The sequence below is a fragment of the Rhodococcus sp. C3V genome, assembly GCF_029269915.1.
Taxonomy (GTDB): Bacteria; Actinomycetota; Actinomycetes; order Mycobacteriales; family Mycobacteriaceae; genus Rhodococcus_F; species Rhodococcus_F qingshengii.
On the sequence record NZ_JARJBE010000022.1, the window covers coordinates 19262 to 45657 of the forward strand.

The 26396-nt window shown below is 62.7% G+C and carries 23 protein-coding genes; 15 read left to right on the plus strand and 8 right to left on the minus strand.

All coding sequences use genetic code 11. From position 1 onward, the window contains the following. Window positions 1-49: 49 nt before the first annotated feature. From P3G66_RS30190 to P3G66_RS30220, 7 genes are all read right to left on the minus strand, one after another. Window positions 50-1174, minus strand: coding sequence for a hypothetical protein (locus P3G66_RS30190; RefSeq protein WP_276117650.1), 1125 nt, complete (start codon window positions 1172-1174; stop codon window positions 50-52). After that, window positions 1175-1972 (minus strand): N-formylglutamate amidohydrolase, encoded by a 798-nt coding sequence (locus P3G66_RS30195; protein ID WP_276117651.1) that lies wholly within the window; start codon window positions 1970-1972, stop codon window positions 1175-1177. 36 nt (window positions 1973-2008) lie between these two features. After that, window positions 2009-2677: a hypothetical protein gene (locus tag P3G66_RS30200; RefSeq protein ID WP_276117652.1), complete on the minus strand. Its 669-nt coding sequence runs from the start codon at window positions 2675-2677 to the stop codon at window positions 2009-2011. A 108-nt stretch (window positions 2678-2785) separates the two neighbouring features. Beyond that, complete coding sequence (locus P3G66_RS30205; RefSeq protein WP_276117653.1) at window positions 2786-4012, minus strand: insoluble domain protein; 1227 nt, start codon at window positions 4010-4012, stop codon at window positions 2786-2788. Window positions 4013-4085: 73 nt separating this feature from the next. Continuing rightward, window positions 4086-5420 carry a ParA family protein gene (locus P3G66_RS30210; RefSeq protein ID WP_276117654.1) on the minus strand — a complete coding sequence of 445 codons (1335 nt, stop codon included), beginning with the start codon at window positions 5418-5420 and terminating at the stop codon, window positions 4086-4088. Next, window positions 5420-5776, minus strand: a complete 357-nt coding sequence (locus tag P3G66_RS30215; RefSeq protein WP_007728275.1) for a hypothetical protein — start codon at window positions 5774-5776, stop codon at window positions 5420-5422. The genes P3G66_RS30210 and P3G66_RS30215 overlap by 1 nt, the downstream gene beginning before the upstream one ends. A 57-nt stretch (window positions 5777-5833) precedes the next feature. Further along, window positions 5834-7936 carry an FtsK/SpoIIIE domain-containing protein gene (locus P3G66_RS30220; protein WP_276117655.1) on the minus strand — a complete coding sequence of 701 codons (2103 nt, stop codon included), beginning with the start codon at window positions 7934-7936 and terminating at the stop codon, window positions 5834-5836. A gap of 1267 nt (window positions 7937-9203) precedes the next feature. On the opposite strand from P3G66_RS30220, the gene P3G66_RS30225 reads away from it, so the two are divergent. The 10 genes from P3G66_RS30225 (at window position 9204) to P3G66_RS30270 (ending at window position 20918) form a co-directional block, all read left to right on the plus strand. Then, complete coding sequence (locus P3G66_RS30225) at window positions 9204-9530, plus strand: hypothetical protein (RefSeq protein ID WP_113683832.1); 327 nt, start codon at window positions 9204-9206, stop codon at window positions 9528-9530. A 40-nt stretch (window positions 9531-9570) separates the two neighbouring features. Beyond that, the gene (locus tag P3G66_RS30230; protein WP_276117656.1) at window positions 9571-9969 is read left to right on the plus strand and encodes a hypothetical protein; all 399 of its coding nucleotides are present in this window, start codon (window positions 9571-9573) and stop codon (window positions 9967-9969) included. Beyond that, window positions 9966-13013 (plus strand): ATP-binding protein, encoded by a 3048-nt coding sequence (locus P3G66_RS30235; RefSeq protein ID WP_276117657.1) that lies wholly within the window; start codon window positions 9966-9968, stop codon window positions 13011-13013. Before P3G66_RS30230 ends, P3G66_RS30235 begins: the two co-directional genes overlap by 4 nt. Further along, complete coding sequence (locus P3G66_RS30240; RefSeq protein WP_276117658.1) at window positions 13010-15115, plus strand: hypothetical protein; 2106 nt, start codon at window positions 13010-13012, stop codon at window positions 15113-15115. Before P3G66_RS30235 ends, P3G66_RS30240 begins: the two co-directional genes overlap by 4 nt. Further along, the gene (locus P3G66_RS30245; RefSeq protein WP_276117659.1) at window positions 15115-15948 is read left to right on the plus strand and encodes a hypothetical protein; all 834 of its coding nucleotides are present in this window, start codon (window positions 15115-15117) and stop codon (window positions 15946-15948) included. Before P3G66_RS30240 ends, P3G66_RS30245 begins: the two co-directional genes overlap by 1 nt. Continuing rightward, on the plus strand, window positions 15945-17516 hold the full coding sequence (locus P3G66_RS30250) for a peptidoglycan DD-metalloendopeptidase family protein (RefSeq protein ID WP_276117660.1): 1572 nt from the start codon (window positions 15945-15947) through the stop codon (window positions 17514-17516). The genes P3G66_RS30245 and P3G66_RS30250 overlap by 4 nt, the downstream gene beginning before the upstream one ends. Next, window positions 17513-18100, plus strand: a complete 588-nt coding sequence (locus P3G66_RS30255) for a hypothetical protein (protein ID WP_276117661.1) — start codon at window positions 17513-17515, stop codon at window positions 18098-18100. The genes P3G66_RS30250 and P3G66_RS30255 overlap by 4 nt, the downstream gene beginning before the upstream one ends. A gap of 155 nt (window positions 18101-18255) precedes the next feature. Beyond that, window positions 18256-18837, plus strand: coding sequence for a hypothetical protein (locus tag P3G66_RS30260; protein ID WP_058228474.1), 582 nt, complete (start codon window positions 18256-18258; stop codon window positions 18835-18837). 112 nt (window positions 18838-18949) lie between these two features. Continuing rightward, entirely contained in the window at window positions 18950-19771 is an 822-nt protein-coding gene (locus tag P3G66_RS30265) for an SDR family NAD(P)-dependent oxidoreductase (protein WP_276117662.1), read from the plus strand. Between the two features lie 136 nt (window positions 19772-19907). Continuing rightward, the gene (locus tag P3G66_RS30270) at window positions 19908-20918 is read left to right on the plus strand and encodes a GAF domain-containing protein (protein WP_168798927.1); all 1011 of its coding nucleotides are present in this window, start codon (window positions 19908-19910) and stop codon (window positions 20916-20918) included. Between the two features lie 414 nt (window positions 20919-21332). On the opposite strand, the gene P3G66_RS30275 is transcribed toward P3G66_RS30270, so the two are convergent. Further along, on the minus strand, window positions 21333-21812 hold the full coding sequence (locus P3G66_RS30275; protein ID WP_007728252.1) for a helix-turn-helix transcriptional regulator: 480 nt from the start codon (window positions 21810-21812) through the stop codon (window positions 21333-21335). A gap of 212 nt (window positions 21813-22024) precedes the next feature. Here P3G66_RS30275 and P3G66_RS30280 point away from each other — a divergent pair, with 212 nt between their 5' ends. From P3G66_RS30280 to P3G66_RS30300, 5 genes are all read left to right on the plus strand, one after another. Beyond that, entirely contained in the window at window positions 22025-22720 is a 696-nt protein-coding gene (locus P3G66_RS30280; RefSeq protein ID WP_276117663.1) for a hypothetical protein, read from the plus strand. 112 nt (window positions 22721-22832) lie between these two features. After that, complete coding sequence (locus tag P3G66_RS30285; RefSeq protein WP_276117664.1) at window positions 22833-23480, plus strand: hypothetical protein; 648 nt, start codon at window positions 22833-22835, stop codon at window positions 23478-23480. Continuing rightward, entirely contained in the window at window positions 23477-24037 is a 561-nt protein-coding gene (locus P3G66_RS30290; RefSeq protein ID WP_276117665.1) for a hypothetical protein, read from the plus strand. The genes P3G66_RS30285 and P3G66_RS30290 overlap by 4 nt, the downstream gene beginning before the upstream one ends. Then, window positions 24034-24351, plus strand: a complete 318-nt coding sequence (locus P3G66_RS30295) for a hypothetical protein (protein WP_276117666.1) — start codon at window positions 24034-24036, stop codon at window positions 24349-24351. The genes P3G66_RS30290 and P3G66_RS30295 overlap by 4 nt, the downstream gene beginning before the upstream one ends. Window positions 24352-24764: 413 nt before the next feature. Continuing rightward, window positions 24765-26039 carry a hypothetical protein gene (locus P3G66_RS30300; RefSeq protein ID WP_276117667.1) on the plus strand — a complete coding sequence of 425 codons (1275 nt, stop codon included), beginning with the start codon at window positions 24765-24767 and terminating at the stop codon, window positions 26037-26039. The last annotated feature ends 357 nt before the right edge of the window (window positions 26040-26396 follow it).

A 26396-nucleotide genomic window follows, 5' to 3' on the forward strand; every position in this document is an offset into this window, starting at 1 on the left:
GGCAGTGCTTTCTACTGCACGTATCCGAAGTCTTCGGCGATTTCGGCTGTCACCGACGTATTAGGGCGCGGACTGCATTGATACCGTCGTCGTACGAGTCCACATGGTGTCCCGAACCCGGCACGTATCGTGAGTCCAAGGCGGCGGGATTGTGGGCCATGAACACAACGTCGGGACGTCCCCCGTTGTATCGGCTGTAGATGGCGTAATTCCAGTCGTCGGGTGCGTAATCGTCGTTCCACTTCAGGCGGGCCACAGGGACGAATCCAGCCTCGGAGTAGATCCTCGGTAGTGCCGTGTCGAAACAGTCCAGTCGTCGTCCACCTTGCTGGACGGCAACGGCGAGCATGGATTTCGCGGCGCTTGGATATTTGCTGTCTCGATGAGAGAAAGCAGAGACGATTTCGTCGTCGTTGAGTGCGATGCCGGAACGGCCGTCGTCCGTCACGAACAGCCGCATATTTGCGTATTCGTCATCGCTGTAGATGTGTACGGATGAGGCGAAGCGGTTACTGACTTTGAGCTGTTCCATTTGCTGCCGGTAGAGGTCGGCGTCGGAGGACGCCAACTCGTACAGGTCCGGAGTGCTGTCTCCTCTGCGTCGGAGCTGACTGGCCCGAACGGTATCGAGCGTGTGGACCTGTGTGGGAACGACCTCGCGGTCACCGATCAGAAGCCGTGGGCTTCGGCTTCCTCGATCGCCAGATCGTCCCATTCCTGTTCGATCGTCGCCCGTGCGTTGTCCGGCAGTTCCGGCGTCCATCCTCTGCGACGCCAGAACGCTTCGCGTTGCTCCTGTGTCAGGGTCGGTGTCTCGTTCGTGGCCATGGCCATTGTCCTTCGAATCGTCGTGGGTGAATCCTGAGACTGACCTGATCTGCTGTTGACGTCGCGCTTTGCCTGTTTCGAGGCGATGCTGCAGCTTTTCTCGCTTACCTGGATCGTCCTCCGCGCCGAGCTGAGTGCGCAACTCGGTTTGACCGCCGGGGGTCGCGTCGTATTCGGCGGATCTGGCGTCGAGGTTGGTTTTCGCAGCGGCCAATCGTTGCCGGTTACGGGTGATCGCCGGGTTCGCGTCGAACACTGCCTGAGCGGAATAGTGCCGTCGGCGGGCGCTGTCGAGTCGTGCTCGCACGTGCGGGGTGCAGCGGGGGCCGGGGTACTTCTGGCACATCTATCGGCTCCCCCGCTCGGCCGCGGCGACGAGGCGGCCGAGCATGGCTCCGAGGTTTTCGGCGGCGATGTCGACGAGTTCGCCTTTCTCGGTGAGGTATTGGTCGCGGCGCAGTTCGATCATCACCGAGTACAGGTGGGGATCGGTGTTGTAGCGGTCGAGTGGTACGTACGTGCCGGAAAATGGGGTATTCGTGCCGATGTCGTCGAGCGGGGAGAACGCGGCGTAGGCGGCCTCTATAAGCCAGGGCGGCGTGTGGTGTGGGTCGGTGCCGATACATAGCGCGGGACGCTGGCCATCTGGGTGCAGCTCGTACGCCGACGGCAATGTCGGGTAGGAGTGGACGTCGATGATCACGGCGCGGCCGGTGGCGGCGACGCGGTCCGTCACCAGGTCGGACATCGCGGCGGCGTAGGGATGGAAGTAGTTATCGAGCAGTGCGTCTCGTGTGGCGCTGTCGACATTGCGCAGGACGTCTCCGTTGCAGGTTCGGGTGTAGACCGCGCCGCGGCCGACGGCGTTGAGTTCTTCGCGCTCGTCGGGGAATCGTTCGGGATCGATCACCAGGCGCGAGAGGTCGTTACGCAGTGTCCACGGCTGCGGTGTCACTGATTGCGCGGCGTGCTGTGCGATCACGTCGGTGTGTGCGTCGGTGATCTCGTCGAGTTCGGCGGCGAGTTGATAGTCGGTGACGGTCAGTGACGAGCGGATCTCGGGTGGTATGACGCGTGAGGCGTGCGGGACGTGCAAGATGACGGGCGAGGATGTATCGCCCGCGATCAGTGTTCTCGTGTTCACGTAATCTCCTTGGCGAGTGTGGAACTGGTGCCGGTTTCAGTTGATGACGTCGACGAACCAGCGACCGTCGAGTTCTTTGGCTGTGATGGTCTGTGGGAACTGTGCGGGCGGTTGGCCGGGTCGCATTTCGGTGAGGGCTACGGAGTAGATACCGGCCGAGATCGGTGTGATGCGCACGCAGTGGGTGGTTCCTGTTGGGACGGTGTCGATTCCGGCTTGGATCTTCTCCTTCGCCGGCAGGGAGGTGTGGGGGGTGGTGAGTGCACGGGCGGCTGTTCCGGAGCGGGTGACGTAGTAGGCGTGTTCGAATGCTGCGATGACTCCGGGGCCGCTTTTCTGGTCGCCGGGGTCGGTGCGGCATGCGGTGGGATCGGTTTCAGTCGTGGGTGCAGTGGCGAGAGCGGGTGGGGTGACGTCGAGGGTGGGTGCCGTTTCCGAGGTGTCTGTCTCGTCGGCGATTCTTGCCTGTGCGCGCTCGTCGTTGCCGGAGAGGAGACGCAGGGATAGCCAACCGAGCAGTACGACCACGACAATCAGGGCAGCGACGTAGTGTAGGAGGGGCGATCGGGAATCCTTCTTGCGCGGCCGCTTCGGCGCTGGCGGAGGCGTGGGCGCGGTGACTGTTGTAGTCGTGTCCGCGGCTGCGCCGTGGGGCGTGCCGCCGAGTAGGTCGATCACTGCGGGGTGCCTTGTCGTGTTCGTCATCGCTGTCGTCCTTTCGGTGCTCGCGCCTGGTTCTGCAGTGACACGTCAACAAGCTCAGGGTGGGCGGCGCGTTGCCGGCCGCCCTGAACGGTTCTGATCGTGCGAGCTTTACGCCGGAATACCCGCGCCGACTGCGTCGCTGATCAGCGAGGACGCCAGGCCGGGGGTGGCGTTGGTGAGGAAGTCGGTGAGTGCGGTGTCGACGTGTTCGATGAACTGCTCGCCTCCGGGCTGGGCTGCGACGAAGTCGCGGGCCTGCTGGTCGATTGCAGGGGCAGCGGCGACGGTGTCGCGGACAGTGGTGGCTACGGCCTCACCGATGGGGCCGGCGTTCTCCCAGTCGGCGAGTGTGTCCTGGGTCTGGCTGGTGACGACGGGTTGGTCGACGTCGGGGACCTCGATTTCGACGGGTTCGCCGAGTTCACCTGCGCCGTACGCGACGGCGGCGGTGAATCCTGCTATTCCTCCGCCCAGTCCGCCGAGAACGAATGCGGGGGTGCCGGCGAGGAGTGCGCCTGTACCGGCGCCGACGGCGGTTCCGGCGAGACCGCCTGCTACCCAGCCGATTCCGGGGACGAAGACGTTGCCCAGTCCGAGGCCGATGTTTCCGCCGACGGTGCCGCCGATCAGTGCTCCTCCGATGGCGAACGGGGTCGCGAGGCCGATTCCTCCGGCGAGTGCTCCGGCGGCGGTACCGCCGACTTGGGTGGCGGCGTCGCGGCTGGCTTTGTCGACAGGGACACCGAGGGAGTTCCAGCCGGTGGCGACTCCGGATTCGATGATGGCGGTGGTGTTGTTGGTCCGTTCGAGGTCGACGTCGGAGACCCAGTTCGGTTGTGCGATGTGGAATGTTCCGATGCGGAGGGTGTCGCGGGGGGCGATGATCGGTGCGACGACGTCGACGGGGCCGGGGAGATGGAGTTGGGTGTAGTCGGTCGGGGTGGTGTCGGTGTAGGTGGGTGGTGTGTAGGTGTTGGTGTCGTAGTCCCAGTTCGGTAGCGGCTGGTAGTCGATGTGCTGGTATTGCGCGGGTGGGTCGATCCAGTAGATGGGCTCGGTCGGGGCTGGAGGTTCTGTGGCCGGCGGTGGGGTGGGTTCGGTGGTCACTCCGGACTGTCCTCCGCCGTCGTTGATGCCTGCTTGTCCTCCTCCGTCGGTGATGCCGGCTTGCCCGGGCGCTGCGAGTGCCGGTGGTGCGAGGGTGATTCCGGCGGCAACTGCTGCGGCAGCGACGACTGCGATGGCGCTTTGGCGGGCGAGGGGGCGGCGGCGGTGTCGGCCGTGTTGGTGTGCGCGGCGGGTTGCTCGGTTTCCTTCGGTGGTGTCGGTGCTCATGTGGTGCCTTTCGTTGAGGAGGGTGCGGATGGGTGCCGGCGGGGTCTGGTGTGCGGCGCCAGCTGATACGGGGTCAGTCAGCGGCGTGGGCGATGAGATCGATGACCGTCGAGGCAACGACGGTCAGGGATTCGGTGGTGCTGCGCCGCAGTTTCGAGGGCGAGATGCGCTCGCCGGAAGCGAAGAGCGGCTCGAACGGCATCCGGGCGACCGAATGGACTCCGGCATCGAGAAAGGCGTCGACAGCGTCGATTTCGACCATCGGTGCGTCCCCGGGTCCGTCGGTGATGACGACGATGGTGCGAGCCATCATCGCCGGACCGGCGGTCGCGGCGAGGTCGAGGAGCATGCGGTGCGCGGCTGCGGCAGCGTCACGTCGGAGCGGTACCGGTACGAGGAGGACGTCCGCGTGGCTGGTTGCCCAGTGCCAGCTGCCGGCGAGGCGGTTGTTGCCGGTGTCGGCGATGAGGATCTCGCGGTGCTGGGACAAGATCTGTGCCGCCGCGTGGGCGTCCTCGTAGCCGAGACTGGATCCGTGGGCGCCGTTGTTGCCGGCGACGATGTCGTCCCCGCATGGTTGGCGGGTGAGGTACTGCGAGAGCGCCGAGGGGCGGATGCTGCCGGGCTCGGCTGCCTCGGCGGCGATCAGTGCGAGCACGTCATGTCCGTCGCGGGGCGGGATGCTGACGCGGTCGGCGAGGCTACCGCCGACATCGGCGACGTCGACGCAGACCGTGGTTGCGGCACCGCGGTGTTCGGCGATGATCGCATTCAGCCCTACCGCGAGTGGGGTTTTGCCGACGCCGCCTTTCGGGTTGGCGATGGTCACGATCGAGAACCCCGGGAGGGGGACGGTGATGGCTGCGATGGCGGCGCGGTGGCGCATTTCGGCGGACTCGGGTTTCGGGGCGATCCGGAGGTTGAGGACGGTGTTGAGCCGCCCTCGTAGTCCGGTGCGGGCGGGTTCGTGCGAGCCTGGCGCGATCTCGGGTGCTGCGAGCACTGATGTCGAGGTCGCTGTGCGCGCCGCGGTCACCTGTCGAGCGTGAGTGTCCGCTCCCCCGGGTAGCGGTGAGTCACCGAGGGGTGTCACCGCCATCGTGACCGGTTCCTCCACGCGGTGATCCGGCCGCGTCTGTGGTGTGTCGGCGGGTGCGGGGATGGGTCCGGTGGGCAGCGATTGCGCCACCTTCCCGTCCGGGGCGACGGTCAGTTGGCGGGAGCGGCCCGCTTCCTGCACGGTGACCTCGACGGGTGAGCCTGCGTCGGCGGAGTGCTGTCGGCTGAACTGTGCGATCACCGCGTGGATCGACTGCCCGTTCGCGGCGGACAGTTCCACCTTCTCGTCCCCTGCCCCGCTCACGAGTGCGGTTCGCTCGGAGGTGATTTCAATGGCAAGGGTCGACATCACGCGGTGGTTCCGGTGAAGGCTCCGACGCCGGAGAGTTCGGTGTCCATTTCGAGGACGATGGTGTCGGCCTTGTCGAGGGCGGCCAGGGCGTCGTCGCGGGCTTTGCCGTCGGGGAGTACTTCGATGATCTGGCGACGGGTCGCGACGGCTCTTTTGATTTCGTCGAGCCGCGGAGCGGTCAGTTCCTGGTCTTCGCTGAGTTTCGGCAACCAGCTGGGGATGGCGTTTTTGAGGACGCGGCGTAGTTCGGTGATGACGGGGTCACCGCCCCCTTTGGGGGCTGCGAAGGGGTTGCGCAGCACGGTGATGTCGTCGGCGGTGGGCGTGATCGATTGGGAGATGCGGCGGCTCATGGGTGGACCTTTCGAGTGAGGGTTGTGCAGGTGTGTCAGCGAAGTCGGGTCGCGGGGTCAGGGCGCGGCTGCAGTGGTGTCAGGTTCAGGGAGCAGGACGACTTCGTGGGGTCCGTAGGTGATGTGGTTCTTGACCCGTCCGGCGCCGTGGAAGGTCAGGGTGGTTTCGGTGACGGCGCCGCTGTCTTTGTCTCGGATGACGGTGACCGCGGCGACGGTCACAGGGTGTTCCTTGCCGTGTCCGTCGTCGACGAGGACGGTCATTCCTTGCGTGACCGCGGAGGCAGGTATCGCGTCGGCAAAGTCGTCCCCTGCGTCGGCAGCAGGTGTGTCGTCGTGGTGGCCGAGGACGGTGGGCTCGGGAGCTCGGCCGTAGGCGCGGGCCGCTGTGGCGACGGAGCGTTCGGATTCGATGAAGTGGCGCAGTTCGGTCGAGTAGAACGCGATGCGCGGTTCCTGCTGGGGCCGTAGCCCGTCGATGATCTTCTTCTCCGAGGTCGAGAGCTGGTTCCATTTGTTGGGGTGCGGGTCGACGTTCGGTGTCCACCACATCTGCGCATCGACGGGCACGCCGTCGTTGCCGAGGGCGACGCCGCGGCCGGGGACGGAGGTGTCGATCTCGCGGCCGATCTGCGAGTCGCCCCACAGCATCATCGCGCCGTCCTGAGAGAGGTTGCCGAGGGAGATGCGGGTGCCGAAGTTGTCGCGCGCGTTGCCCGAGGCGCCGCCGAAGAGGGACGCGTCGGGTCGTTGCACACCGAGTAGGAGCCGGATGCCGGCCGAGCGTGCGAGGACGGCGAGATCGGCCCACGCCCCGAGTGGGTCGAGTTCTTTGAGGAGTTCGCGGGTTTCGTCGTCGCCGGTTTTGGAGAGGCGCTGCCATTTGCCGGAGAGGATGAAGAACTCGTCGAGGACGGCGATCAGGAGCGGAAGTTGGGACGGCTCGATCTTCTTCACGTGGACGTAGTGGTTGCGGGCCATCATTTCGCTGTGCAGGGCACGCACGAGCATCGCGGAGCGGACGGCGTCGTAGACGATGGCGGCGCACCCGGGGTAGCCCTCGAGTCCGTCGAGTTCGATCATTTTCGGGTCGACGCCCAGGAACGGGATTCCTCGTCGTGCCGCTTCGGTGAGCAGGGTGCGGATCACCGATGTCTTGCCGCCGCCGGTGGGTCCGACGATCAGGCAGTGAGGTTTGTTCGACTTGGTGGAGATGTCCCAGAACATGTTCACCTCCGATGCGGCCGTCGCGTAGGGCAGGTGGCGCAGGTTCTCGTCGACGAGTTCGAGAGGGTGATCGACGCGGGTGGGTAGTGGGGCGCGCAGGCTCATCAGGAGATAGCCCTCGGAGGGAAACCAGTCGGTGGCCCAGGTGCGGCCGGATTCGTGCTCGCCGGCGAGGGCGGCGAGGGCTTCGTCGACCTTCTTCTGGAATCCGCGTGCTCCGCTGGAGAGGGTGGGTGTGAAGGTGATCTTGAAGGCGGTTTCGACGCCGTCGTCGAGCGAGGCGACGCTCACGGCCGACTCTTTCAGCGGTCCGTCTTTGAGGGAGTTCGCCAGTGCCTTGTGCCGCGGTGATCGGAGGTCGGGTTGAGTCAGCGTGCGGGTGATGCGGATGCGGTCGCGGTGGGCGTCGTGGACGACGGTGTAGGTCCACTTGCTGGTGTGCCGGCTCGCGGAAGCTCGTACTGCGGTGGTGAATTCGTCGAGTTCTTTCGGTCGGATGATGGCGCCGCGGGCAAGGGTGATGGTGGCGTTGCGCGGGGTGGTGATGCCGGGCGGGTATCCGATGGTGATTTTGATCGGGGTGTGGCGGGTGCTTTGCCGGATTTGGGCGTCGAGTCCGGCGCGGTGACGGTGGGTGAGGAACCGTGCGATATCGCAGGCGAGCAGGCCGAGAGTGAGGGCGACGAGTGGCCACCGGTATTGGTGGACTGCGGAGACTGCGCTGTCGAGCTGTGGGTTCGAGAGTTGTTCGGTGAGTTCGAGGAGTCGCGGCGCGAGAAACGCGAGTGTTGTTGCGATGACGGCGAAAGGCGCCCACGCCCTGTACGGGCGGATGGCGGACTCCCCCGCACCGCTTGTTCGCGCGTGGGGTTTGTCGGAGCCGAAGAGGTCGACGAGAAAGTCTTTGAGCGGGTCCTGCTGGCTTCTGCTCACCGTCTACTCCTCTCACTCGAATCCAGTCCGCGACGGTCGGCGCCGGGGTGTGTGGGGTGCACTGTCACAGAGCGCGGGATCCAACCTCAACCCGCCTGTGGATAACTTGTTTCGCGGGTGCGTGGCTGGAGCGTGCGTCACATGCCCGATCGGTGATTCCGGGGCGCGATAGACACCCATCGCCTCTACCCGCGGCTGGTTCTGTTTGTGACGCTGCGCATTACCGATCGCAGGACCCGCGACGGCATCGCCGCTACACCGTTTGGGGACTTGTTCAACCACCTACACCACAGGCCCGATGACGATGTACATCTCGAGTGGTTTTTGTCTTCCTGCGTCGCTGTTCGCGGACCCCTGCAGGGCTCTCGAACGCCTCGCTTCGCGGGGTACCGAACCCGGCGCTCGAACAGCCGATAGCGGTGTGGACGACACCGCGGCAGGCGTCGCGCCAGGATGATCCGGGGATACTCCGTACAGGACCCTGACCAGCAGTTGATTGAAATATCTTGGCGCGAAGCAATTTTGATACGTACACTCCCCCTAGGCCCGAAGGGCCGGGGGAGTGACCCCGAAGGGGAAGGGTGAATCGGACCCCTGAATTCCACCTCTGTCCGCGACCTCTGCAGGCACCCTCGATGCGGGACTGTTCGAGCACGGGTGCGCAGCCTGCTGCGTGTGCGTGCTGAACACGCCATGCATGCAGCGCATGCACACCACGCAGGTGGTGGCGGGGACCCGTTCTTCGAACTTCAGATCATGGCCACGGCGCGGGTGCCTCGAGCAAGCTCGAGCAAGGGCGACTCGCACAGCGGGCGGACACGTTCCGAAAAAGGTTCTGCGCCAGGTTCTTCAGGCGGACGAAGACCACGAAGCACAACGAGGGAGACACGTGTCGATCGCCACGGTCTGCGACGGGTCCGTCGACCATGCCCATTCACAGCTCTCTGCCGCTCCACTGAAGGAACCCTCCCGTCGAGGTCTGGGAAGTCTCCCGCGGACACCCGCACCGAAGACCGTTCCGTGGCCGCACTCCCCCTGCATTCGAGGTCGTTCCCGCGATCGCCGAAAGATCCCCGACGGCTAAATCGCGACACCTGAACACACACCCCACGCGACGACACGCACCAGCGCTGATCGACAGACGCGCCAACTGCGGAGGCCGAAAAGTTATCCACAGGTCGCATTGAAATTCCTACCACCACTCTTCTACGTTTCCGCGCAACCACATTCGTGGGGTCTGGTTTCACCACTGTGTTGGAGAGTGCTCATGTTTTCTCTTGCTTCCACCGTGATCGACGTGTCGATCCCGGCGACGCATCCACCGCTCGCCGCAGACGCGGTGACCTTCGCGCAGTCGACGGACGTCAATACCGGTGGTCTGCGCGCCTGGATCAAGGACAACATCGTCTTCACCATCCTCATCGCCCTCGCGTGTGTGGTTCTCGTCGGCGGGCTCAAGGGCAATTTGTCGCGGGTCTTCACCGTCGGCGGACTCGGGTTGTTCGGGCTTGCCTACCTCGGTATCGCGACATCGGAATCGGCGGCCACGGGGATCGGCAATTGGATTCTCGGGCTCGTCGGTATCTCGACCTAACGCTGATGCCTGCGCAGAGAACATTCGAAGGGGATGCACGGTGATCGACAACGACGACCTGATGTACCGCGTGGACCGGCACTACCTCGGCCCGACCGGTTATCCACTGCCCGTCCGGATCCGCTACACGGCCGGCATCGTCGGCGTGGTTGCTTTCGTGGTGGTTTTCGTGATCGGTCGCGGAATTCTGCACGTCCCACTCGGGTTCAAATCGCTGATGGTGATGGCCGTGATCACGGTGTGGCTTACGACCCGGATCGCGAAGTTCGTCACCCCGGACCGCCCACTGCGGTCGGTTCTCACGGCCGCCCTCAACGACCTCGTTGCACCGCGCCCACCGAAGCGCGGTGCACCCGTGTTCATCTCACTACCCGAGCGGTTGACTACAGGAGAACGCGCCGTCGTACCTGTTCGCATCGACGGTAAGGATCACCGATGACCGTTCCCGAGAACGACATTGCGGCTCTGTTCGATCCGAAGCTCGACGACCCGGTTCCGGTCATTCCTCCCGGTGCCCTCCCTCCGTCGTGGGCAGCAGTGCAGTCGCGCGCTCCGCAACCTGCGCGTGCGTGGTCCGAAGCCGAACCCGCACACGCTCCGGATGGTTCTGAATACGACAACGGCGAGGACGACACCGACGGCCACACTCTCCCTGCAACCGATCCGGACCACGTCGCGGACAAGGTGCTCGGCCGGCAGCGTCGCCGCACAGGCAAGAAACGTGCAAAGTCGGCAACAGATCGGGACAAGGCAGCAGCGAAGAAACGTGCAGACCGCGAACGGAAAGCGGTACGCCTGAAACTGACCGGCACCTCAGCGAACATCACCCGCACCGCGACCACCTCCACCGCATGGTTCGTCCAACGCCAGGGGCCGTGGAATTTCCGCACCACCGGAAAGCAGCGCCGCTTCATCCAGGACGAAGCGATCATCCTGACCAACCTGCAGAAGGCCGGCGTCAACAAGGTGCATCGCCGCCTCGTGCGCACCCCGTTCCCCGTCGCACAGTGGGCGATCGATCACGACACCTGGGCCACCCCGATTCCCGATGTTCCCGGCGCACTGTCATGGGCGGACTACCTGCGCGGGCAGCAGCATGCGATGTTGTGGTCCAACGCGACGATCAAAGGCCGCTACTGGGGTATCGAACTGCCGCAACGCTCCTCACTCGGCCAGGGGTTGGACTGGACCGCCCGAATGCTGCGCCACCTCGCCCACTGGCCACTGCTGGGCAGAGTGTGCACGGGGGTGAACAGCTGGGCCGACGACGCCTTCGAACGCGAGCAGAAGGCCCTTGCCGATCACCTCGCCACACTCGAACGAATCATGTCCGGCCGCGGAGTGAAAGCAACACCGGCCACACCCGCCGCGATCGACTACTTGCTGCGCCGATCAGCGACCATCGGTCTACCGCTGGAAACTGGCGGTGCGATCGCCGGCGCCGGAGACTGGGAAGAAACCGACGTCGCCGCCCTGGAAGATCTCACCGACCTCTCCCTCACCCCAGGAGACGGGTACACCACCGTCTCCGGCGTCGTCGACGGCCGCAAGTACACCGGCGTGGTGATCGTGCTGACGATCGGCCGCATGGCTCCCCTACCAATTCCGGAACGGATGCTGCCGTGGCAGATCATCGGGGATCCGTCCGGTGAACCCCTCGAATGGTCCGATCGCATCGAGCTGCACGACAAAGCGAAAACGATCCGCACCATGCGCTCGCTGACCGGCAAGATCGAATCGCAGTTCGACCACTACACCGTCGAACACGATCAGGTCCCGCCGAAAGAGTTGGCGGAGCAGCACGCCCGCGCACAGGACGTGATCTCCGACGTCGAAGAAGACCATTCCGGACTCTCGACTCGAACCACCGGGTGGTACCGCCTCGCAGTGGTCGGCACCGACCCCGACGATGCGCGGCAGAAAGTCTCCGATCTGCAGGAGATGTACTCCCCTCACATCGCGCTCGAACAAGAGCACGGCCAATACCAGTTGCTGCGAGAGTTCATACCCGGTGAGCCGCAAGCCAACATCGCCAACAAACGACACATGGACGTCGAAGCAGTCGCCGCCGGGATGGCAACCGTCAGTGACCGGATCGGTGACCGCCGCGGTGTCGTCCTGGGCGAGACCGGATCCATCTCGCCGCGCCCGGTGATCTGGGACCTGTTCGCCGCGCACGAGATCAAGCACAAGTCCGGTCTGACACCGATCGTCGCCGTACCCGGTTCAGGTAAGACATTCCTGGCCGGCATGATCGTCTACCAAGCCGTCAGAGCCGGCGCATACGGCGTCGTCCTCGACCCCTCCGGTCCGCTCGCAGCGTTGGCCGGACTACCGGAGTTTCGCGACATCGCCCGCGTCTACGCCCTCACCGGTCGCGATTCACGCGCTGGCGCCTTGAACCCGTACCGCGTGATCACCGATCCACGTCGCGACGATCCCGAGTACGACGCCCGCAACGTCGAGTACGCCCGGGATGCAGATCCGTTCGCGGCGGCGCAGTCGAAGTTCGATGCGGATATGCGTGCAGCCGCCGCCGAGCGTGTCGAGGTCGCCGTCTCGGTGCTCAAGATGATGCTCACCGAACGGCATCTGCATCTCGAACACACCGAACCCGTGCTGCACATGGCCGCGAACATGGTCGGCGGCGACAGCAACCACAACCTCCGAGAAGTGTTGGCCGCGATCCAATCGATCGGAGTGAGCGATCCGGACCAAGCCGTCAAAACGTGTGCGAACGGGCTGTACCAGCAGCTCAGTTTGATGTCGGAACTGACCGAAGCGCGTGTGCTATTCCCGGAAGAGGGCACGATCGGCAGCGGAGCGGATGCATTCGACGCCGACATCCGCCTGACGATCCTGACAATGCCGGGCCTGCAGCTACCGCCCGAAGGCACGCCGTCCTCGCAGTGGACACCGCAGCAACGGATGACGGCGCCATTGATGCACATGGCCGCGTGGCTGGCGAACAGACTCGTCTACGAAAAGCCTCGCCACGTGCGCAAGGTGCTCTTCCTCGACGAAAACAAATACCTCGAATCCACTGGCGCAGGCCGCACCCTCAACCTCCGAATCGCGCGCGACTCACGCAAATTCAAGGTCCGCGCCCTGGTCTGCTCGCAACTTCCGGATGATTTCCTCGGATTGGACGGCAGCGACGACAAGACCGCCCTGACCTACGAGGTGTTCGTCGGTGACGTCGGCGGTGATCCGCATGCAATCGAAGGTGCCCTGAAACTGCTCAAACTTCCCGCCGGGCAAGGGTTCGAGCAGTTCCTCGCTGAACTGGGCAGCGGCGGCGAGGACACTCTCGACGAGGACACCGACACCTCCTATCAGGACGAAGCGCGGCGCTGGATGATCCGGATGGCCGACGACGTCGAGCTGGTGCGTTCGAGCTGGATTCACTACGTGCATCTCGCGCATGTGTTCGCGGCGCTGAATTCCTCGTCGGCGAAGAACGCGCTCGGCGGCGCCGCATGAATACCCGCGGAGGGCTCAGAGCGCCCTCGGCAGAGCTGAATGGCGCAATCCCCCATCGATCGCGCGTTCGGGCGCTGACCGTCAATCTGGCGCGGGTTCTCGCCGTTCTAGCGCTGGTGCTGGTGCCCCTCGTCGCCCCGGGTGGGCCAATCGCCTCTGCCGGCGGATTCGACTGCAAAGACGTCCCCTCCCCCGAGTTCCCGAACTCGGTCATGGCAGCCGAGTTCGATTCCTCGAGCAAAGACCGCGAACCGAAACCGAGCGGCACCGGCTACGAAACCTACGGGTGGGCCGGATTACGCTGGTACACCTACGACCTCGGCTGCGGCAACGACCTGGTCCGCGCACCCGACGCAGTCGCGGACACCACCCTGGGCAACACATTCCTCGCAATCGGCAAGGGATTCGCAGCTGCCGCGTTCTGGCTCGACGACCAGACGAAGACCGGAGCAGCTGCCGAAGAGGCCGGGATCGCCCCGGCCATGGTGCAGTTCGACCAGATCGTCGCCTCGATCTCCAACGGAATGCTCAGCGTCTACGGAACGTGGCTGGGTGTGGCATTGATCGTGGTCGCCACGATCATCATCTGGAACGCCCTCAAATCGAATGCCGCGGCCGTGACTCGCACCGTCGCGATCGCCGGCGCTGCAATGGCCATCGGAGCACTGTTCGTCGGCGCACCGCAAAAAGCCATCCAGGTCGCCGACGACACCTTCGGATCGGTCATCACCGACACACAAGGTCAGATGCTGTCCGTGTCCGGAAACACCGGAGACCCCCGCAATGTGCTGATCGACAAGATCTTCCTCGACGACTGGCGTAAAGGATGGTTCGGCGCGAATTTCAACGACCAGGAACTGCAACTTGGACCGAAGCTCCGCGACACCCTGGCATTTTCGTACGCGGAGCAGCAGAACGTGGCCGGCGACAACGAGGCTGCAAGTGAGCTTGCGAGCAAAAAAGGAGAGGATTTCGAAAATAATCTGGTTGAGAAACTGAAAGATTTGAACCTTTCCTACAATCAGTTCCAGGGCAAAGACTCCGGACGCACCGGCACAGGGTTCATGGCGATGATCAAACTCGCCATGCCCTCCATCCTCTGGATCGGCGCATCCATCCTCAAACTCACTGCGCTACTAGCCATTCGACTCGCAATTCTCTTCGCACCGATCTGGGTTCCGATCGCCGCCGCACACGGCGGCACCCTCTCGCGCGTGTGCCGCATGATCGCCACCGCCTACATGTGGGGCGTGGCCGGCGCAGTCATCATCGCGCTGTACCTGATGGCGCTGGTCAAGCTGTACGACACCGACAACGGTCTGGTCGACGGCACGTGGCGGCTGTGGTTCATGGTCATCTTGACGGCGGTGTGCTGGTTCATCATGCGCCCGTTCAAACGGATGACTCAGACCTTCACCCAGAACCAAGCCGGCGCACTCAATCGCAAAGCTCGTCACGCTCAGACGTCGATGAAACAGAAGTTCTTCAAGGCCGGCAGCGCCGTCGTGGGCGGTCCCGCAGCGTCGATGGTCGAGGAAGGTGTCGGCGCGCTTCGGAAGGCGACCAAACGCGGTGGTGACCTCGACAAGGATTCGGTGACACCAGTGCGTCCGGAAGGACGCGAGTTGAATCAGCGACGCCGGCACGAGGTCGACAAATCGCGTGTCGATGCGCGTAAGACGATGGATCGTCAACAGCGTCTGACGGATTCACGCAAGAACGATGTGCGCCGCCAAAGCCTCGCCGGTACCGCGAAGAGTTCTACGGGCCTCAAGAGGCCCGTCGCCGATCGGCCGCAAACCGCCGGTACCGCCGCCAATCGAGGCCAGACACTCGCTCGCCAGTTGGTCGGAACCGAAGCCGGTTCGCCGCGCAGCTCTTCGTCGGTGAGTGAGACATGGGACGGAGGCCCGCGGTCGAGTATCGCGCCGATGAAGGTGTTCACACCGCCCTCGCGGGATGTCTCCACGGGGTCGACGACACCCAGTTCGGGTGCGACGCGCTCGAACGCGTCGACGCCTCCGCGGTCCACCGCCCGACTGTGGACGCCGTCGTTGACCTCCGCAGGTACTTCGTCCGATTCGACCGACAGGGTCAGCTGATGTCCTCCAGCGCAGCCAATCCCGTCCTAGCACCGATCCGGCGGTGGGTGCTGTACTCGCGCACCAATCTGACGATCACGATCGTCTCTGCGTTCGGTGTGCTGTTCGTGGCGGGAGCGGTGTTCGGCCAATCCCCGACCCCGTCGAACACTGCCTCGAAGATCCAGGCCTCCGCCGCGACGACTGCGACGGACGCAGAATCTGCGGCGCCGGATCTGAGCTACGAGTTGACCGAGGTGACCGAATCCTCGATTGCCGGCAAGTCGATCGCGTCGGTGGCCGAGAGTGCACCGGCGACAGCGATGGCCTACGCGCACGTCTACGTCGATCAGTCACTCTCGAACAGCGAATGGAAGACCAAGCTGGGCGTGCACACCGCTGAAGCGCCCGGCGTGACTGTGGTCAATGCCCGCCCGCTCGTACCGGTCGCGATCACCGGCCCGACGCGCAGTGAGATCGTGGCCGGCACCGGCGGTGAGAGCGCCGTGCAGGTCATCGTCCCGACGCAGGCGGGGAATCTGCGGGTCACCTTGAAAGCCTCGGACACTGCCAAGGGTTCGACATGGCAGGTCCAGATGCCGCTGCCCACCCTGGACCGCAGCGAGATCGACAAGCTCGGCACACCTTCCCTCGCGAACCCACCGACCTCGGAAGCTGCCACAACCACCACGACTCCTACATCGCCCACCTCACCGAGCATTACCTTGACCACGTCGCCGACATCGACCGCCTCGGTCGCTGTTCCCTCGGTAGACCTCGGACCGGCGCCTCTTCCTGTTCCTGGCCCCATCCCGATTCCCGACCTCGACACACCGCTCCCGGGAACACTGTGAGTCGCCGCCGTGCAGCGATAGCCCTGATCGTCACCGCGGCCACCGCCGCGATCCTGGGGCTGTCCGGATGCACCCAGCAGCCGGTGATCCCCCACAACCGTTGCGGCGGAACCGCGTCGAACGAACGAGACGACAAGGGATCGTCTACGGGAAACACCGAACTGAAAGCATCGGGGCCGATCACCCGCCCGACCAAGGACGGAACGACGACGTTCACGTCCCCGTTCGGGCCTCGCTGGGGAACCGAACATAAAGGCGTCGACTTCGCCGGCCCCGTCGGGACACCGATCTACGCGGCGCTCGACGGCGTCGCGGTGAAGGCCGGACCCGCATCCGGGTTCGGGAACTGGATCGTGCTCGACTCGCTCGTCGGCGGAAAACCCGTGAGCACCGTCTACGGCCACATGTTCGACGACGGTGTCCTTGTCACGGAAGGCCAGCAGATCAAGGCCGGCGACCATATCGCGAACATCGGAAACAACGGCCAATCCACTGGCGCACACCTGCATTTCGAATACTGGGACGGGGGACGGTTGCAGGGTGGAACCGCTGTCGATCCGATGACCAAGCTCGGCGGAGCCCCCTTCCCCGCCGGCGAAGCGGGTAGTGATTCTCCTGCCATCGAGCTGGCCGCGTCATCATCGTCGATCGACTGCGCCGGCTTCGGCGTGGCGGGTGGCGGCGATCTCAAAGCCGGTTCCGTTCCTCCGGAGATGGAACCGTGGTTCCGCAAGGCCGGATCGCTGTGCCCCCAGATCAAGCCCTCCCTGTTGGCCGCAGATGCAAAGGCCGAATCCGGCTTGACCCGTGGCCTGACCTCCGGCAGTGGAGCGCAAGGTATCACGCAGTTCATGCCGCGAACATTTGCTTCTTATGGCCAGGACGACGACAGAAACGGCAAGGTCTCGATCTGGGACGATGGGGACGCGATCATGGCTCAGGGCCGATACTTCTGCTCCATCGCGGCGCAGGTCGACGGATGGAATGCCGACGGATCGGTCAAGGGCGATCCGAAATCGCTCTACATCGCTTCCTACAACGCGGGCGAAGGCGCGGTGAAGAATGCCGGCGGAATGCCCAGCGGCGGTGACTACACCACCCAGACACAGCCCTACGTCGCGAAAGTCCTTGCATACGAAGCAGAGTTCGCGTCCCCCGGAGGTAGCGGGGAACTGATCGTCTCGCCCGGTTCGGCGTCCGGATCGCAGGTCGTCGACGCTGCCCGCCAATTCCTCGGCACCCCGTACGTCTGGGGCGGCGGCAACATCAACGGCACCACCGGCGGTGGATTCGACTGCTCCGGACTGACCAGCTACGCCATCTACCAGGGAAGTGGAAACAAGATCACCCTGCCCAGGACATCCGAACAGCAGTGGAACGTCGGAGTCGAGATCCCTATTGACCGAGCACAAGCCGGGGATCTGGTGTTCGGTTCGTGGACCGGAACAGGTCCGGGGCACGTCGGCGTCGCGATCGGCGGAGGCCAGATGATCCATGCTCCCACTACGGGGGACGTCGTCAAACAAGCTCCACTGCAGAGCGATATGAAAGCCAGGAGGGTTCTGTGAGCAACGCACGCAAGCTGGTTCTGCTTGCCGTCGCTGTCCTCCTCGTCGGTGGACTGGTGTACTTCCTCTTCGGTTGGGGCAACGAGACGGAAACCGAGACAGCTGAACAGATCGCCCCAGCACCGGCGCCGCTGACCATTTCGACTTCGCCGGCTCCGACAACAATCGACGTCACCGACGATCCGGATACGGAGCGAGCCGAAAACATCGCTCGCCAGGCACTTTCCGTGGCGTTTACCTGGTACCCGGCAACGGACCGTAGCCCCACCAATGGATACGCACGCGCCCGGGAATGGTTCACCGACACCCTGGCACAGACCCTGCTCGTCGACACGCACACCGAACGAGGACCAGGAGCACAGTGGAACCAATGGGCCTCCGACAACGCCAAAGTGGTCGCCGATGTGACTGTGGGTTGCTCCGGCTGCCCACCAGATACCGATGCACTCGTCCGCCGAGTCGCCACCATCCGCCAGACCGTAATTACCGGAGATGCGACCAATCTTGTTGTACCGGAAACGACCGTGTGGGTCACGCTCTCCAAGGAGGTTGATCAGTGGCGCATCGACACCATTCAGTACTGAATAGGCCATCCACCGACACAAAGAAGTGGAGGATCGTCCTTCGAAATCCAGTCGATAGACGACTTCAAGAATAAAATCGAATATTACTTGTACACAATACTTTTCACGTCCTGCGCTACACCCATCACGTCAGACCTGTATCGACGAGGAGACTCATGAAAAGACGTATTACCGTAGTCACGGCACTCCTTACGTTACTGCCGCTCCTGCCTGCATGCTCGACACCAGCGACACAGAGGGTCGCCACCCCCAACCAATCCGCCAGCACAGACGGCAACCGAATCGGGGTCGTCACGCCGGCCGAATCCTCCCTCTGGCCAGGAAACTTAGCGATCGGCGTGGGAGACATCCAAAGCAATCAATTCATCACCACACCGGCCCCCGACCAGGTCCAAGCTAGGTGCATCGGAGCAGGAGACAATCTCACAATCGGCATCACCGCACCTAACGGCTGGAACGCCCTACTTACGCATGGATCCCAAACCATCGCCATCGAAAACAAGGAACTCGACTACCCCTTGCAGGAATTCACCACTCCGCAAAGCGCACTCGACAGCGAGAGCGAATCGAACAACAAGTTCGGAACGACCGACCTCTTCCCGCCTGGCGTGACGTGGGATCTCCCGCAGCTCGGCGACGTCGAGATTCAGTTAAGCCAGAAGACACCGCCCCACTGGCAAATCCGAGCAAGGGAGAGAGTCACCATCGACATGCACGTACGATGCGAAGGGACGTAGCCGCACGCTTAAGCCAGGAAGGATACCGCCAAGGTCATATAACCGGCAATAGCCGATTCACACTGATACGCCAGCATCTGTGTCCCGTTTCGTTGCCGGATAGTGTGTGTAGGTGAGCTATTTTGATGGTCGGGTTGTCGCAGTGACAGGTGCAGGTGCGGGGGTGGGCCGCCAGCTGGCCATTCAGTTGGCAAGACAAGGCGCGTCACTTTCTCTGATCGACCGCGACCAACATGCACTTAATCAAACGATCAGCTTGATAGGCACGCAATCAGGTGTAATCCGCATGTCGGTTGTAGATGTTTCCGACCGTGACGCTATGCATGCCTGCGCCGCTGAGACATTCGACGCTCTTGGGAGCATCGACGCAGTATTCAACAACGCTGGCGTCCTCTACACCGGGGACGTGCTCGATGCTGAGTTCGATGACTTCGCACATGTAATGCGGGTGAACTTCTGGGGTGTAGTCAACGGATCAAAAGCGTTTTTGCCCTTCATATTTCGATCGAATGAGGGAAACATCGTCAATGTTTCCTCTGCATTCGGTTTGATGTCGGCGCCCGGATACTCGGCATACAACGCAGCCAAATTTGCCGTCCGAGGTTTCACCGAATCGCTACGGCAGGAGATGTTGATTCTGCATCCGCAAGTCAAGGTGTCTTGCGTCTTCCCTGGAGGAATCAAGACCTCGATTGCACGGACTGCCCGTATGGCTGCGCCGATAGACAGACAAGCAGTCATCGAGTCCTTCGAACACAGCATCGCAAGAACCGAACCGGAGAAGGCCGCGCAGGTTATCTTACGTGGCGCAAAACAAGGACGTCCCCGGATACTTGTCGGCACAGACGCTCGTATCATCGACGCACTGACCAGAATCTCCGGATCTGGATACCAACGCCTGATACCGGCCACGAATAGGGCAAATCGCTCCTAGCCTGACCCAACGAAGTCCGTATGAGGACATTGCGCCCACCAGCCTGGGACCTTTTTCTGTTATCGGCGGTTACATGTACAGAAGAATTTGCGTAGTGTTCGTCTGTTCACAATCCGCGGGGAGAGGAACGACCACTGTGACAACAAAATGGTTGATGATCGAAACATTCGGCGACGCTGCACCATCCATTGTTGGGTTGGGTAGCGCACCAAGGCGATTCGTGCCAATCGAGAGAGTACTGAAAAGTAGGGACTCACTCGAACTTGTGAAGCGGATCATTGATGAAGTCAGTGCTTCACCTGGACAAATTGATCGGAGATCGGCAGACGGGCAACGTCGCCTCATCGTTGAGCCCCTGATCACGTTCAGCGGTCGCTTGCATGGAATACATCTGTGGTTCGGAAGATCGAACGAGACAGTACCCGAACATGATCCGGCTGGCGCATGGCTATTCAATCTTACTGCAGGCAAGGCAAGTGGAAGCGTCGCCCTACTGGATTTGTACGGCGTCCCCGAGGACGAACGCCACACAGAGAAGGCAATGGCGGGCGCTTTCACACGATTACGGACAAATCATGACGAGAGCGACGCACTGTCAAAGATCGTCCAGTCGCAACCCGGAACGGTTCACCAAGCCGTCTGGACGGTGGAGAGGGATGATGGAGAACTGCGCGCAGCTCACTTCTCCTGCCGAATGCTCAAAGAGAACGATCCGGAAACAGGTCAACCCCAAGTGATCCTGCGCGGGATTACTCAAGATATCGGACCAGCAGTAGAAGTAACCTCCGCACCTCCTCCGGTGGTTCTCGAATACAGGGTGCTAGAGGCGGCAACCAATGACGGAGAGTATCGAGCCATCGTCAATCTCAAGACCCTGCAGTTGATTCGATGGGTTGGCGACGCCATGCCGGGACTTGCATGGGAATCAGTTGACGATCAGGTCGAACCCAGCATTCATCCGGACGACTTCCACATTGCACTTGCGATGTCAGAAGGTCTCGCACGGGGTAAGACCCGCGGAGTCATTCGTTTCCGCCAATTGAGCGGAGCCTGGAAAACCTATGCTGTGGACGCAACTCTGATGATGCTGGACCAACATACGACGGCAGGTCTGGTCATGATTCGCGAAGCAAGTTCTCCGGAGTAGGAGAGGCCCATGCATCTGACATAGCGCCTTCACCTTCACTGACCTAAAGATCATTTACGATTTCAACTCTGCCGCAATTGATTCGAAGACTTGGACCAGTCCCGGCCACCAGCGCGTGATGTCGATGAACATCGACTTCGGCGGCGTCGCGCGCAATGATCACCGAATGTTCAAGCGTTTTGGGACCTAGTACCCAAGATGCTTGCGGCCTATTGCGGTAGAACACTAGGCATCAGTAACGTGCAACTGCGCGCCCTTCAAGGGCTCCGGCAGTGAGTGGTTACAGGTGACTCCGCCAGGTAGCGCGGACGGTACTAGTTGCCGCTCGATCCCGCACCTGAGACTCAACCGGAGGCCCGTTTGTGCCGCACACACGTCGACTACCTCAGTTGCCATGTCGATGCCCTTGCGTACCTATGCAGGTACACCAGCAGGTCGAGTCCTGGCACGCTCGTAGCTTGCATGCAATTCAATTGCACTGATTCCCAAAGCATCCGCCAACTTTTGAGCATTCGCAGGCGTCAGGAGCACTTCGCCTCGCTCTATTCGCGCGATCATCGAGGTGCTGATGCCCGTGAGCTTTCCGAGCTGAGGTTGCGTAAGCCCGAGGAGGATGCGCCAATCACCGGGGAACCGTTCATCCTCCGGAACTATTACCAGTTCACTCATAGGGACATCAAGCGTGCGGGCAACCAAGGCCAACGTATCAACCTGAGGACTCCGGTTGCCGGACTCCCATTGCTGCACTGTCGCGCCGCCCACCCCAGCGCGACGAGCAAGATCTGCTCGACTGAAGCCTTTGCTCTCACGCGCACGACTAAGTCGCGCGGGTTCGAACCCGCGCATAACACGGCGACTCATGTGGGCATTCCGTTCGTCATTGCTAGACACCATGCCGCACCTCCTCTAGGGTCTAAACGTGCATGACTTTAATCGATGCAATTGTTGTAATAGGCACACGGCAGCAAGTCCGCATCTCACAGGCAAAGGGGTGATGTGACACATCGAAAGAAGTTCCCCCGGTCGCTACCAACGACCAGGGGAACGATGTCCAAACGGGTTGGCGCCCGTCCAGAGTTTTCTTCAGTTGCAGAAAGGATTCTGCGATGTCTATCTTAGTGGACCCATCAGGTCCGGATGACGTGTTCCGCAATCGGTATGCAGCTCTCTCCACACTTGCCCTTCGTCGGCTTGTTGCGCGGCATTCGTCGATCGGCGGGCGTTGCGATGGTTGCGGTTTCAGTGTTTCGGAGCTTGTTCCGTTGTGCCCGGAGGCTGCGGCCGCGTTGCGTGAGTTGACGCACCGTGAGGGCAGGGGAACATCTGCGGTCATGTTGCCGCAGCTCAGCACTGACGATCTTCTTCGGGTTGCTGCTTCGCATCATCCTGATCGGGTTGGTCGGTGCACGCGGTGCGGGTTCGTTTTCTCGTCGGAGTGCGATGTGTGCCCGACTGTGCGAGCTGTCCGTGTGGAGTTGGAGGTTCGAGGCGTGGTGCCGATTCGCGGTGCCGAGCCGGGCAAGGGTTTGTGCGCGGGGAAGTCACGGTCGTGGGAGATGGATGGCCGCACGGTGGTGGAGTGGCGCCGCGCAATCTCCTCGTGTGAGGCGTGCCCGTTGTTGGCGCAGTGCCGCATCGATGCGGCCGCGGCGGTGGAACGTGGGGATGGTCCACAGCGAATGATCATGGCGGGCAATGCGTATGACAGCCACGGCAATATCGTCGACGGTGAACGCCTGGGCCTGTACGAGTCGTTGACGACAGCAACGCGCCGTCGCCGGGATTCGGAGGTGGCCGCGTGAGGGCCGCGGTGCCGCCGCCGACTGTACTGGCGTGCGCGGTCGATCCTCAATCATGGGATCTGGATGAGGGCTCGTATCGCGCGGTTGTGGATGCGCAAGCGGAGTGTTTCCGGTGCCCGCGTTTGGCGGATTGCCGGAAGGAGTTGTCGTCGATGGTGGCGGCGGATACTCCGCCTCAGTCGATGATTTGGGCGGGTGTGCCGTTCAGTCATCGTGGCCGGCCGATTACCTCGGATGCGGTGTGGCGTTCGTACTACCGGCGGGTCGACGGGCATCGCGGTACTTCTCGTGGGACCGCTGCGTGACCCCGATAGTGGGGTCGTTCGATCCGGTCTTCACACGGCCACTCGACACAGTGGCATCGGATGAGTCTGCGGCGCTTACCTTGAGGACATTCGAGTCAGCGTGGTCTGTGTACGGAATCCTCGCCGACACCCACGGCCATCTGCCGGTACGGGACCGCTACGACCGGTTGTGGATCCTCGTCGAAGTCGCCGGCCGCCTGCGTAGTCGCCGCACTTTCATACACGATCATCCGCACATCGGCGACTCACCTGATGTGTACGGGTTGATCGACGTGGACTCCCGCGCAGTTCTTCATGCCCGCGATCTGATCGACGCCCACGGCCCGTTGAGGGTCGACCCCTCCCCTGCCGCGGTCCTCGCACCTCTCTGTACCGGTGCGACGGATTCCGCGGACCTTCCCACCTGCACGTCACAAGCCTCGTTCGACGTCACCCGATTGGACTGCCCCACATGACAACACACCGCTTGCTCGACGAACTGACCAACCCCCACCGCCCCCTCCCCGACATCATCTACGGGATCAGTACCGGGGCCCTCCCCTCCCCCGCCTCGACCGGCCTTCCCTCCGAACGATGGCAATGGCTCGCGGACCTCCTCACCCACCCGCGCTGGGGAATGACCGCGATCATCGACGGACTCGACCACGTCTGCGCCCCCGTCGCCCGACTCTGCCAACTCACCGCCCACCCCATCCACCCCCTCAACGTGCGAGAACTGTGGGCCGCAGAACAACTCCCCACCACCGAACTCATCGCAGCGCATTCCCCACACGAGGACGGTCACTGGGAAGTCCTCAACACTGCACTGGAGCTGATCACCGACGGACTCGACCACTGCAACGGACTCGAGACCTCCGGGATCGCAGCAGTCACCTCAGCATTCACCGCCATCTTCACCACACAGGACCCTCCCACCGCCCGCGCAAGTATCACCGCGGCCGTCGAACACTGGATTCATCCCACACACACCACCACATCATCTGTTTCCACACAGTTGGGGGCAGCATCATGACAACAACACCGCATCGATCGCCGCTGATCGAATCCATGATCAGCACCGCCTCCACAGCGCTCCTGAAAGAAGTAGGCATCGTCTTCCCCACCGACGCCGAGATGGCCGAGGTACGCCAACTCGCCGAAACGATCGTCCGGGACACCATCGACGCCCTCGCCGGCCCTCGCGATTTGTCGGTCGGGTTGCGCGACAACCTCATCGACGTGGCAGATCTCGTTGCCTCCGATCCGGAAACTGCGTCGGTCGATCAGATTCACGAGGTCGCGGTTGCGCTGCGCGGCCTTCTGGATCTGCACACCCCGTTCGAATGAATCATTCGTGATAGCGCTTGTTCTCGCTGTCGCGTTGGGGTGTGCAGGTGTTGTGGGAGCGGTGTTTTCGCTTCGCTCCACACGTTCCTGACATTCGAAACAAGATAATCCGCACATCGGGGGCCGGCGTCCGTCACAGACCGCCAGCGGCAACTGACCTCAATGAACACCCGGCCTGACCCGAGCACCGCCGAAAAAGGGAGCCCCGCCACCACGCAGCGTGACATTCGAAAAACCTTGACGCACAACTTCATAGACGCAGTCCAGAAACGACGAAACCCCCTTGCGGGGGTTCGCCACACTCTGAGCCAAATCAACAGCAAGCCAGGCCCGGCTCGCTGTCACTGATGAAGCCGAAGTAACCGCTCCGCCTTCTGTACTGCACTTCTTCACTCACATGAAGGGATTTACCTGTGACAGGTACTTCTCAGGGTAACGCACACCCTGAACCAGCTTCAACACTTCCACACAGCAAAACCCTCGACGGCTCACCATCAACGCGCTACGCTCCAGTCTCCGACAACGAATGGGCACACGCCGTACAACAAGCCACCGAAAACGTCGCCCTCATCGAAACACTCAACCGCGCAAGCAACCAACGCGGAAACTCATGGTCCCTCCCCATCCCCGACGGCACCTACAGCCGTACCCCCACCTGGACCAGCCGCACACACTGGCAACACCAAGTCCGCACCCTCCTCAACTCCCCCACCGGCACGACACTCTGCACAAAACACACCATCAGCACCGAAGCCGTTTTCGCCGTCGCTGTCATCCACGCCTCCCTCGCCGAAAGCGCTACCGGACGATCAGTGACCGCCTCACGCGAGACCATCGCCCGCCGCGCAGGAGTGAGCACCTCCACCGTCAAACGCGCCCGACGAGTCCTCACCACACTCGGAGTCGCGGTAGAACTCGTCCGCGGTCGCTACCTCAGTCGCCTGGAAGCTATGGCCGCAGAATCGCACCATGGCCGCCGCCAATTTCGTGCAGCCTCCACCTGGACGCTCACCACACCCCGCCCGGTAGCCACGACCGTCACCCCTCCGTCCAAGAGGCCCAGAAAACTCTCCCGAGCCACACCGCGCACCGCCGCCTACAGATCCAGAACCACCACACGGAACCATCCACAATCCGGCACCCGTGACCCCCTATCCCCCTCCGGGGGGTTTGCACTTAAAGCTCTTGCTTTCAAGATCTCACCAACGCGCGCGCAAGCACACGCGGGCAAGACAACACACCAACCAACAACCGCACCCCGACCCATCCACCTCCAACGCGCAGCCGCCGAACTCATCGCCCACGCACCAGCACTGAACCCAACCGGCCACATCGGAAAAATCTGCGACACCATCCAACAAACCGGAATCGACACCACCCGATGGACCGGACGGGACATCGCACGCCAACTCACCACAGACACCCAACAACGCAGCTGGACCTGGCCCAACCACATCCCACGACCAAGCGCATTCCTACGCTGGCGACTGACCCACATCGACTGGGCCGCACCCACCCCTACCGAGCGAAACGACGAACACAATCGCACTCGACGCGCTGACCAGCTCGCCCGACTCGCGGAAGTACGCGCACGCGACGAACGCGCCGCCTCGGAAGCAACCCGAACAGAAGCACTCCGGGCATTTCGGAGCGCTTCTACCCCTACGGCCGATCTGCTGCCGGCATGACGCCGCGCCACCATCGAAGCCACGTAACGCCTCCCAAACGGAAGGTCGCCGTCACCCATCAGTGACAACGCACCGATGGTCTCACTCTTCCGTACAACGCTCGGCTCGGCGTGTCGAACCAAGCCCGAATCAACCGTCTATCTGGAAGTCCCGGACAACCATCTGGCCCGCCGATTCCGTTGGAACGGAAACGGGACTGTCCCTAGATCGGTGTTTCGGCCCGAGACGCTGAGTGAATGCTCGGCGAGGAGGTGCCAAGATGACGACACTGGAAGATGTGACGAAGAAGAGGGCCGAGCCCTCCGCGGAAGCTGCGGCGGCCGCGGAGTTGGTGCGCCTGGCCAAGGAGCAGGGCCA

Excerpts from the sequence above, each read along its gene's own strand:
- P3G66_RS30190 (WP_276117650.1), bottom strand. The coding sequence starts at position 1,174 with ATGTGCCAGAAGTACCCCGGCCCCCGCTGCACCCCGCACGTGCGAGCA.
- P3G66_RS30200 (WP_276117652.1), bottom strand. The coding sequence starts at position 2,677 with ATGACGAACACGACAAGGCACCCCGCAGTGATCGACCTACTCGGCGGC.
- P3G66_RS30205 (WP_276117653.1), bottom strand. The coding sequence starts at position 4,012 with ATGAGCACCGACACCACCGAAGGAAACCGAGCAACCCGCCGCGCACAC.
- P3G66_RS30210 (WP_276117654.1), bottom strand. The coding sequence starts at position 5,420 with ATGTCGACCCTTGCCATTGAAATCACCTCCGAGCGAACCGCACTCGTG.
- P3G66_RS30215 (WP_007728275.1), bottom strand. The coding sequence starts at position 5,776 with ATGAGCCGCCGCATCTCCCAATCGATCACGCCCACCGCCGACGACATC.
- P3G66_RS30225 (WP_113683832.1), top strand. The coding sequence starts at position 9,204 with ATGTTTTCTCTTGCTTCCACCGTGATCGACGTGTCGATCCCGGCGACG.
- P3G66_RS30235 (WP_276117657.1), top strand. The coding sequence starts at position 9,966 with ATGACCGTTCCCGAGAACGACATTGCGGCTCTGTTCGATCCGAAGCTC.
- P3G66_RS30240 (WP_276117658.1), top strand. The coding sequence starts at position 13,010 with ATGAATACCCGCGGAGGGCTCAGAGCGCCCTCGGCAGAGCTGAATGGC.
- P3G66_RS30245 (WP_276117659.1), top strand. The coding sequence starts at position 15,115 with ATGTCCTCCAGCGCAGCCAATCCCGTCCTAGCACCGATCCGGCGGTGG.
- P3G66_RS30260 (WP_058228474.1), top strand. The coding sequence starts at position 18,256 with ATGAAAAGACGTATTACCGTAGTCACGGCACTCCTTACGTTACTGCCG.
- P3G66_RS30275 (WP_007728252.1), bottom strand. The coding sequence starts at position 21,812 with ATGGTGTCTAGCAATGACGAACGGAATGCCCACATGAGTCGCCGTGTT.
- P3G66_RS30280 (WP_276117663.1), top strand. The coding sequence starts at position 22,025 with ATGTCTATCTTAGTGGACCCATCAGGTCCGGATGACGTGTTCCGCAAT.
- P3G66_RS30290 (WP_276117665.1), top strand. The coding sequence starts at position 23,477 with ATGACAACACACCGCTTGCTCGACGAACTGACCAACCCCCACCGCCCC.
- P3G66_RS30295 (WP_276117666.1), top strand. The coding sequence starts at position 24,034 with ATGACAACAACACCGCATCGATCGCCGCTGATCGAATCCATGATCAGC.